The organism is Thermoplasma sp., from assembly GCF_008709555.1.
GTDB lineage: Archaea > Thermoplasmatota > Thermoplasmata > Thermoplasmatales > Thermoplasmataceae > Thermoplasma.
Genome location: NZ_VYIJ01000029.1, coordinates 1 through 9,280 on the forward strand (window position 1 = coordinate 1; position 9,280 = coordinate 9,280).

Below are 9,280 nucleotides of genomic sequence, written 5' to 3' on the forward strand. Positions count from 1 at the left end.
GCCTTGTCGTGATAGAACAGCAGTTCTTGTTATGGATTTTATAGATCAAAGCCCGTTTCCTGACGCATCAAAAACATTTTTAACATAACGCGCTATACTCACGAAAATGCAGATAGAAACGGAAGACCCTCGTGAAACCATAAACAACTACAAGCTGCGCATAGATGAGAGGATATCAAGGTTCTTTGACAGGAAGGAGACCGAGACCAAGGATGACCTCTCAAGAAGGGTCATAAGGATGATAAGGGAATACACCGAAGGTGGCGGCAAGAGGCTTCGCCCAATATTCCTGGTTCTGGGATATAGACTGTTTGCCGACGAGAACCAGGCTATTTTCGATGCATCAATCTCAATAGAACTCGCACAGTCATACCTGCTCATACATGATGACGTTATCGATGACAGCGATCTAAGGAGAGGAAGGCCGAGCATGCACATAAGGCTCTGGAGATCCTTCTTCTCCGGATCTGAGAGGGGAAAGAGGATGGGTGAAGGCCTGGCGATAGTTGCCGGGGATCTGGCGGAAACATACGCGCACGAGAGCCTCATAACCTCTGGCTTCGATCCTGGCCTTCTCCTAATGGCGGATCTCGAGCTGACAAAGACAATTGAGATGACGGGCTACGGTCAGTTCCTGGATGTTGTTTCCGGAACTCTTGACGACTTCAGGGAAAACGACCTGATAAGACTGCACCTCTGGAAGACTGCCAGGTACACGCTTGAGGGGCCACTTGCAATGGGCGCGCTGCTCAGTGGAAGGCATGACCAGATAATGGACCTCAGGCTCTTCGGACGCACGCTGGGCATAGCATTCCAGCTCAAGGACGATATACTTGGTCTTTTTGGTGATGAGGCAACCACCGGGAAATCGATATACAGCGATGTTAACGAGGGGAAAAGAACTCTGCTTATGATCAAGGCCATGGAGTTCTCTGACAGGAAGGATGCGGAGTTCATAGACCACATACTGCGCAGGGGCAATGTTACAAGAGAAGAGTTCGAAAGGATAAAGAGCATCGTGATGAACAGCGGATCCTATGATTATTCTGTAAGGTTGATGGATAGTCTCGTAGTCAAGTCAAAGGAGTATCTGGACAGGATAAAGGGAAACAGCTGCGCAAAAAACTATCTGGCCTGGCTTTCAGATTATCTTGTGTCAAGGGATCACTAATACCTTGGCCTGTGCTGCGTGTACATCTCCCTTAACGCTGAATCGTTGAGGTGTGTGTATATTTGGGTTGTGGCCACACTTGCATGACCTAGGATCTGCTGTATGAACCTTATGTCTCCCCCGTTCCTGAGTACAGACGTTGCGAACGTATGTCTGAGAACATGCGGAGTTACATTCTTCTGTATGCCGGCCTTTCTACCGAGATCCCTTATCATGCGCTCTATCGTTGAAGTATCGAATTTGACATGCCTGCTGCTCACGAAGAGATAGTCATTGTCGCTTTCTATGGAAAGCCTGACATCCATATATGATGCCAGGGCCTTAACACACTCCTCAGACATTATAACTATCCTGTCCTTGTCTCCCTTCCCAGATCGCACGTTTATTATGGCCTCCTGAAGGTCAACATCGCTTATCCTCAGATTGCAGAGCTCACCGACCCTCATGCCGGTGTATGCCAGGACAGAAACGATGGCATGGGCGCGCACATCTGATCTGGAAGCCTCTATCAGACGCCTTGCCTCATCCTCGGAGAGATACACTGGGATGTGGGATGGCCTCTTTGGCGGGGTCAGGTTCACAGGTACTCTGATTTCCAGCGACTTGTAGAACAGCTTGACGGCCTTTATGGCAAGATACTGGCTCGTCTTTGAGTATTTCATCTTTACGGCCAGGAAATTCTTGTATCTTTCAATGTCCATTGGCGTGATCTCCTCGGGTCTCTTATTCATGAAGGAAAGAAACTGCCCAACGAGGAATCTGTATTCCTTTATCGTGTATCTGCTCTTTCTCTCTCCGGTCATATAATCAACAAATCTCTTGAGATACAACTCTGGCTCCGTCTGCATCTAACTTTAATATGCAGTGTGTGTATTAAAAACTATCTGGCATCTCAGCAATGGTAATGATGCCTATTTCAGGATTCTCGTTAATTTATTCAGTTTCTCGCTGCCTGATCTCTCCTCTTCATGGAACTGCATATGTTTTGCTGAGCCCAGCGAATACCCAACATTTTTATAACCTCTTAAAATAGCGTTTCGATGCTCGTTTCTCCGTCTATAGTCGCAGCTTCACTGTTAAAGATACAGGACCAGGTCAGAGAGTGCGAGAACGCCGGATCCACATCCTTCCATCTTGACGTCATGGATGGAAACTTCGTGCCTAACATAACGGTAGGTCCTGATTATTACGACTTCCTCAGATCAATTTCGAGGATAAGGATAGAGAGCCATCTAATGGTAATGCGCCCAGATCTGTACTACAGCAAATTTGCAAAGCCCGGCGATCTCGTCTTCATTCACTATGAGAGCCCTATAAACACTCTGGGTCTTCTCAAGAGGATGAGGGATGAGGGCGTGGATGCCGGCATTGTCATAAATCCCGACACGCCGTTCAGCAAGGTCTCCGATCTACTTGAATATGCCCAGATCCTGCTGATAATGTCGGTATATCCTGGATTTTCAGGGCAGAAATTCATAGATGTTTCCGACAAAATACATGAAGCGTCCACCTTCATCAGGAAGAACGGTCTGAAAACGAAGATAGAGGTTGATGGCGGCATAAACGATAATACGGCCCGCATTGTAAAAAATGCCGGAGCTGATATCGTGGTTTCAGCATCCTACATATTCAGCGGAAACATATCTGATAGGATCAGGATACTCTCATCGATATGAGTATCCTGCCTTCGTGATCCTCGTTGTAGAATTTCAGAGCTTCGTGGATCTCGTTAAGCTTGAATTCCCTCGATATCTTCACCCGCAGGTCATGCGTCTTCATGAATTCAAGCAGATCCCTGAGATCCGACCTGGTACCTCCAGTCGATCCAAGTATTCTTCTCTCGCCCGTATAGAGTTCTGCGATGTCCAAGGATCCTTCCCTTCCAGTGAAAACCCCGAATGTGACCAGAGAACCACGTATACTGAGATGCTTCAGCGATTCCTTCCAGAACATGGTTCCGAGTGGATTAACTATTATATCGAACCTCATGCTCTCAGGTATCTTGTCGGCCTCGAACACCTCAGTTGCGCCGAATTCCTCGACCCAATCCTTCCTTGAAACAGCATAGACATCGCACCCAATCATAGAAGCCATCTGAACTGCGAACATGCCTGTGTTTCCGGATGCACCGAATACCAGAACCGATTTCCCCGGAGCACAGCCAGCTACCCTCAATGCCCTGAATGATGTAAGCGCTGCAACGCCGATGCTGGCCGCAAGCTCATCGCTGACGCTATTCGGCAGCCTGAAAACGTTCTTCTGCGGAACAGCAACCTTCTGTGCATAGCCCCCATTTGATACCACTCCCCATATTCCGCCGCTGGTGCAGAGGTGCTCGTTTCCGGATATGCACTGATCGCATGTTCCATCGAATACCCTGTTGTAAACGACGACACGTTCTCCCTTTTTGAAGCCGCCTCCGTCCTGAGCCACGACCCCATAGACTTCAGTTCCTGGGATATGCGGAAGCGGGCTCAGCTTGTAGACTAACCTGCCATTGATTGTGTTGTAATCGACAGGGTTCAGACCAGCCTTTTTCACCTCTATGAGAACCTGGCCATCTGCAATCTTCGGGTCTTCCACGTCCTCGATCTTCAAATTTTCGTTTCCGAGCGGCTCATAAACCACGGCAGCCTTCATGTCAGATCTCTTATTGCATGCGGAGATTGTGAATAATCTTTTTGTCACGTCCGTGAGTCACCGATCTCACTCAATGCGGTATCATTGTGCATAGTCAGGAGATATACGCTCTCTCCGAGGATCATGCCAGCGCTGAAGGAGAGTATGGAATCTATGATCAGATTGATCTCTGGATTTGTCTTTATGAAGAATTCAAGAAATATTCTCGCAAAGAAGGAGCAGAGCCATACGATGAATATAACGGGCGATCTAGTGAAGTAAAGAACGTTCGATCTGTAGAAGAACTTTGCCTGGGTGCCGAAACGAGTCCCTACCATATAGCCAGCCGGTATAAGCAGAAGCACTGAATAATAGATGTATTTACCGGCAAAATCGATCAGCAACAGAGCGACAGAGAGTATTATGTATAATGCTGGTAGCCTTATCAGCCTTGCCATGGAATATCTCCTTCCACGAAATGCCCTTATGGAGGCCCTTATAACTATCAGGGCGATTATGACAAGTACGATTACTGCTTGTGCTGGAATCACCGTACATCATATATCCAGAATTAATATAATTTCGCCCGCGTGCAAATATTGAACCTCCCAAAGGATCGGTATCATGGGTCAATGTGTATCGCTGGATGACCTGATCAAGCGCTGGAAAGATTATTTCAAGAAGAGGGAAGCTCAGGATAAGGTTTAAGTAAATAGTTGAAATTGGGCAGGGAAGTTGAAATCAGGCTCAACCTCTGCATCGCTCCCAGCAAGATCGCCATCGCATAAAATGCGATCTGCATGATATCAAAGGATTTGGGTTGCGATGCGGTGATAAATAAAAGGTGAACTCAATGGCATTTCCAGAAGCGGTTGAACGCCGTCTCAATAAGAAGATATGCATGCGTTGCTACGCCAGGAACTCGATACGAGCCACAAGATGCAGGAAGTGTGGATACACCGGACTGAGGCTCAAGAAGAAGGAGAGGGCAGCGGGCAAGTAATGATATGAATATCCCAAAGGTTGGAATCCTCCTGATGGAGGGCACAAATAACGAAACAGAAGTATATTTTTCTGTAAAGCGGAGTGGTGGTCATCCAGATTATCTGCATGTCAGTGACATATCATCTGGTAGGAAGAACGTTTCAGATTATGATGCGCTCATCGTTCCTGGTGGCTTCTCGGCTGGGGATTACATAAGGGCAGGGGTTATATTCGCTGCAAGGCTCTCCGCAGTGGCTGGAAGAGAGATAGGCGATTTTGTGGATTCTGGAAAGCCATTCATAGGGATATGCAACGGATTCCAGGTAATAATGGAGATGGGGTTAATCTGGAACAGAGAAGAGATCACCTTGACAAACAACGAATCCGGAAGATTCGAATGCCGCTATACCTATATGACAATGACATCTAACAACCCGATCTTCAGGGACGCATTCAGGGATAAGGGCCCATTTCAGGTACCCGTAGCGCATGCGGAGGGCAGAATCGCCGTTTCCGACAGATCTGTGCTGAAGAAGCTGTATGAAAACGATCAGGTGCTTTTCAAGTATTCGGATCCGAACGGTATTACGGACGATTATCCATGGAATCCAAATGGATCCGTAGACTCCATAGCATCGCTGACAAATGAGTACGGAAACGTGATAGGACTCATGCCACATCCAGAGCGGATATACTATCCATATCAGGCCATGTATGATGATTCCAGGAAAGATCAGGCAACTGGGAAGCTTTTCTATGATAGCCTGATATCCTATCTTAGTGGTGTACATGGATAGGGCCATATGTGGCAACTTTTACTATAACGGAAAATTCGATTATCTCGAGGTCATAGTATCCAATGGAAAGATCGCTGATATAAGGAAGGACGCAGGCAACATACCAAAGACAAGATACGATGGGGCCATACTTCCCGCCTCCACAGATATACATGTGCACTTCAGGACGCCTGGTGAAACTGAAAAGGAGGATTTTGGCAGTGGTTCGCTGTCGGCCATATATGGTGGAACAACATATGTACTGGACATGCCCAATAACAGATTTCCCATAACGGATTACAATGCCTTCAGTGATAAGCTCGGCGTCATTGATTCAACGTCATACGCTGATTTCTCACTTTACTCCATGGAAACAGGAAAAAACGCCTTTCTAATCGACAGAAGGAGCATAGGGTTGAAAGTTTACCTGGGAGGATCTACAAATTCTACCGGTACCGAGGCCATCACGGATGACGATATCAGAACTATAAATGAGAAGAGATATCCAGTTGTATTCCATGGAGAATCAGAAAAATGCCTAAAGGCGCATAGGTTTGAGGAGAAGAACCTGAGGGATCACAACCTAGCAAGGCCGGTTGAATGCGAGATTGAAGCTGCGAAATACGTTAGCGGCCTTGATATAAAGACCAAGATCATGGCCCACATAACCTCTCCAGATGTTAATGGCAACTTTTTGAGGGAGGTCACACCGCATCACCTACTGCTTAACGATGAGATGCCCCTCGGCGCAGTCGGAAAGGTCAACCCACCGCTTAGAGATAGCGGAACACAGAGGAGGCTCCTGGATGATTACATAAATGGAAAGTTCGATATACTCTCATCAGACCATGCGCCGCATACCGAGGACGATAAGAGGGAATTCGAATTCGCAAAATCCGGCATCATTGGTGTCGAGACAAGGGTGCCGCTGTTCTTGGCTCTAGTTCAGAAGAAGGTTATGCCCCTGGACGTCCTCTACAAGACTGCAATAGAGAATCCGCCCTCAATATTCGGCATAAAGAAAGGAAAAATAGAGATTGGGTACGATGCTGATTTCATGGTCATCGACTTCACAAGCATGAAAAGGATCGATGACAACAGGCTTCATTCGAAGTTTCCGGTAAGCCCATTCAACGGCATGGATGCCGTATTTCCAGCATATGTGATAATGAGAGGCAACGTCGTAATAGACCGCTATGAGGACATATCAGATCCAACCGGGATCTTCATACCAAAACCTCAGAACGAATGATTCCTGACGCCAAAAATAACCGCGTCTATCCTAGCACGATCTGATGTGTGGTGTCTGTAGATCCTTGGAATCGTTATATATACGTTCTCCTCCCTGAATATCTCTCCCCTCGCTGATAATTCCTTTCTAAGAAAATTTCTCGCCTTTGCGTTGCCTATACTGTATATCCATCTGGAGGTTTCGAAAGCCTTATCGATAAAAGATCTATCCGAATGTTTCACGACTGAACCGAATGGTGGATTCATTATCCAGGTATCGTATTCGCCGGTTATATCTGAAACATCGGAAACCATGAAATTTACACCATCGCAGTTCTTCTTTGCTATCTCTATGGCATCTGGATCGATATCGAATGCTGTGACCGATCTTGCGCCAAGAAGATACGAACCGCAGGCCAGTATACCATTACCTGTTCCTGCATCGATAACCGATCTTCCCTCAATATTTCCGTCGTTGTAAATTTCGATCAGAAAATATGCTGCAGTGGACGCATCCGTTGGATACTGCTCCAGATGGTTCTTAAAATTTTCCTGCTGTTGAAGTTTCTGGAGCCTGATCTCCAGATCATTCTTGACGCCCATCAGTATTCTGGTGTACCTATAACAAGATCAATTATTTCCTTTGCTATCCTGGCAGAGTTCTCCTTGCTTTCTCCCCTATCCATCAGTAGCTTCTCTATCTTGCGTGTAGCCCTCTGCCTCTTCCAAGTACCGTTTTCGTGAGCTGCAAGTACGATGTATTTAGCTATCTCCCTGTCAACGTTTATGCCAAATCTTTCCCTGATCTTTATCTGCCACACAGGAACAAGTACCGTAGGAAGGTCCCGGAGTTCACGTCTCTTCTCCGATACGATACTATTTATGTCCTTCCTTCGGGGTAAGACCATGTTCTAACATTCTCTTGTCCATCTTAAAGTTTTCTCTGACCTATCTGGGACTATATATCTATTTTTTATATCTCGCCAATAAAATGTATACCGCAATAACCACAGAAAGCACAACTACTGAAGCAAATATGAACCATATCCTGTAGGCCAAGTATGGTGAATGGGTATATCCTGGGGAGTGGCTCAACGGTTCCAATATGGTAATTGTACCGGAGTTGGTGTTTGCAATGAAGACGATGCCATTGAAAGGATCCACACAATCTCTAAATGGGTAAACCCCTACTTGGATCACGGCTTCCAAGCTAACAGATGTCGCATTGATCACGTAAACGCTGTTCGCCCCGGAATTGGAAATATACAAACTGTTATCGTATTCGTCATAGCATATACCCTCTGGACCTTTACCTGTAGCCAATGTCCCTATTACCCTTTCTTCGCTATTTATAATAGAAACACTATCTGAATTGAAATTTAGCACATAGATTTCTCCATTCTGCGGATCGTATGTCAGATCCTGTGGCCCGGAACCAACCGGAATCGACGAGATTACCTTTTCATCAACCGGATCTATTATCGAAACGTTGTTAGAACCAAAATTACCAATGTATATGAGATTATTGGACTGATCGTATACCCCGTTGAAAGGGCTTGAGCCTGTGTTTATCGAATGTATAACAGAATTGTCGGACGGATCTATTACGGAAATGTTATCTGAAAGCTGATTTACTGAATAGACATAGCCGTTTGAAGGATCGACAACAATTCCAGCTGGCCCTTTCCCTACTTTTATGTTCCACAGAACGGTTTCCGTCTGTGGGTTTATCACAGAAACATTATCCGTATCATAATTTGCAACGTATACATAGTCATTGTATGGATCATAGGCTATTCCCGATGGCCCCCAGCCCACGTAAATCTTTGCTGATACCCTATAATTCTTATCCAGGACATATACAAAATTTGAATAGGCATTTGTCACGTACAACTCCGAATTATCTGGATCAAAGCATATTCCCTGAGGGCCGGATCCGATAGTTATACTCTGGAGGACTCTATCCGTGGAGGTGTTAATTAATGTTATATTATTGGTATATTCATTTGCAACCAGTATTGTCCTATTCTCTTTTCCACAGAATATACCGTATGGATTGAGGCCCACGCTCATGTTTGCAACAACGCTGAGACTGGATGCAGAGATAGCTGATACAGTATCAGAATCGAAGTTTGAAACGTAAACCTGTTCACTTTGTACATCATAGATCACCTGGAGCGGATCAGAACGGACTGGAATAATTTTGATTAATGAACCGGTGAAATTAAGTACAGTTACGGTGTTTGCTTCCTGATTGCTCACGAATATATTTCCATTTTTTGGGTCTATAGCAAGGCCCGATGGAGTTTTCCCCGCAGGAAAAACTTTGACTATGGTGTAATTGTATGGGTTGATCATGGCCATAGTACCCATGCTGTACTGGGAAACGTATATATTCCCAGTATATTCGCTATAGGCTATGCTGGAGGCTCCCGCAACAGGTATATTTGCGATGACATCGTGGAGTCCGGATATAACCGACACTGATCCAGAATATGCA

General features: G+C 45.8%; 11 protein-coding genes. 5 read left to right on the plus strand and 6 right to left on the minus strand.

The window, feature by feature from the left end:
• Positions 1-106 precede the first annotated feature (106 nt).
• The gene (locus F6Q11_RS07200; protein WP_297027828.1) at positions 107-1,171 is read left to right on the plus strand and encodes a polyprenyl synthetase family protein; all 1,065 of its coding nucleotides are present in this window, start codon (positions 107-109) and stop codon (positions 1,169-1,171) included.
• On the opposite strand, the gene xerA is transcribed toward F6Q11_RS07200, so the two are convergent.
• Entirely contained in the window at positions 1,168-2,019 is an 852-nt protein-coding gene (gene xerA, locus F6Q11_RS07205) for a site-specific tyrosine recombinase/integron integrase (protein WP_297027831.1), read from the minus strand. The genes F6Q11_RS07200 and xerA overlap by 4 nt on opposite strands.
• 192 nt (positions 2,020-2,211) lie before the next feature.
• Here xerA and rpe point away from each other — a divergent pair, with 192 nt between their 5' ends.
• Positions 2,212-2,847: a ribulose-phosphate 3-epimerase gene (rpe, locus tag F6Q11_RS07210; protein WP_297027833.1), complete on the plus strand. Its 636-nt coding sequence runs from the start codon at positions 2,212-2,214 to the stop codon at positions 2,845-2,847.
• Here the strand turns inward: rpe and F6Q11_RS07215 are convergent.
• Positions 2,825-3,811: an alcohol dehydrogenase catalytic domain-containing protein gene (locus F6Q11_RS07215; RefSeq protein WP_297027836.1), complete on the minus strand. Its 987-nt coding sequence runs from the start codon at positions 3,809-3,811 to the stop codon at positions 2,825-2,827. The two genes, rpe and F6Q11_RS07215, sit on opposite strands and share 23 nt — an antisense overlap.
• Positions 3,812-3,855: 44 nt before the next feature.
• Positions 3,856-4,341: a hypothetical protein gene (locus tag F6Q11_RS07220; protein ID WP_297027838.1), complete on the minus strand. Its 486-nt coding sequence runs from the start codon at positions 4,339-4,341 to the stop codon at positions 3,856-3,858.
• Positions 4,342-4,643: 302 nt separating this feature from the next.
• Between F6Q11_RS07220 and F6Q11_RS07225 the strand changes: the two genes are divergently transcribed.
• From F6Q11_RS07225 to F6Q11_RS07235, 3 genes are read left to right on the plus strand one after another with little or no spacing between them, the layout of a single operon-like run.
• Complete coding sequence (locus F6Q11_RS07225) at positions 4,644-4,793, plus strand: 50S ribosomal protein L40e (protein ID WP_010901724.1); 150 nt, start codon at positions 4,644-4,646, stop codon at positions 4,791-4,793.
• A 4-nt stretch (positions 4,794-4,797) separates the two neighbouring features.
• The gene (gene purQ / locus F6Q11_RS07230; RefSeq protein WP_297027843.1) at positions 4,798-5,571 is read left to right on the plus strand and encodes a phosphoribosylformylglycinamidine synthase subunit PurQ; all 774 of its coding nucleotides are present in this window, start codon (positions 4,798-4,800) and stop codon (positions 5,569-5,571) included.
• Positions 5,564-6,802 carry a dihydroorotase gene (locus F6Q11_RS07235; protein ID WP_297027845.1) on the plus strand — a complete coding sequence of 413 codons (1,239 nt, stop codon included), beginning with the start codon at positions 5,564-5,566 and terminating at the stop codon, positions 6,800-6,802. The genes purQ and F6Q11_RS07235 overlap by 8 nt, the downstream gene beginning before the upstream one ends.
• On the opposite strand, the gene F6Q11_RS07240 is transcribed toward F6Q11_RS07235, so the two are convergent.
• The 3 genes from F6Q11_RS07240 to F6Q11_RS07250 form a co-directional block, all read right to left on the minus strand.
• Positions 6,790-7,383, minus strand: a complete 594-nt coding sequence (locus F6Q11_RS07240; RefSeq protein WP_297027848.1) for an METTL5 family protein — start codon at positions 7,381-7,383, stop codon at positions 6,790-6,792. The two genes, F6Q11_RS07235 and F6Q11_RS07240, sit on opposite strands and share 13 nt — an antisense overlap.
• Positions 7,383-7,688 (minus strand): hypothetical protein, encoded by a 306-nt coding sequence (locus tag F6Q11_RS07245; protein ID WP_297027851.1) that lies wholly within the window; start codon positions 7,686-7,688, stop codon positions 7,383-7,385. Before F6Q11_RS07245 ends, F6Q11_RS07240 begins: the two co-directional genes overlap by 1 nt.
• Positions 7,689-7,746: 58 nt before the next feature.
• Positions 7,747-9,280 (minus strand): YncE family protein (locus F6Q11_RS07250; RefSeq protein ID WP_297027855.1); only part of this gene is annotated, 1,534 nt, incomplete at its 5' end.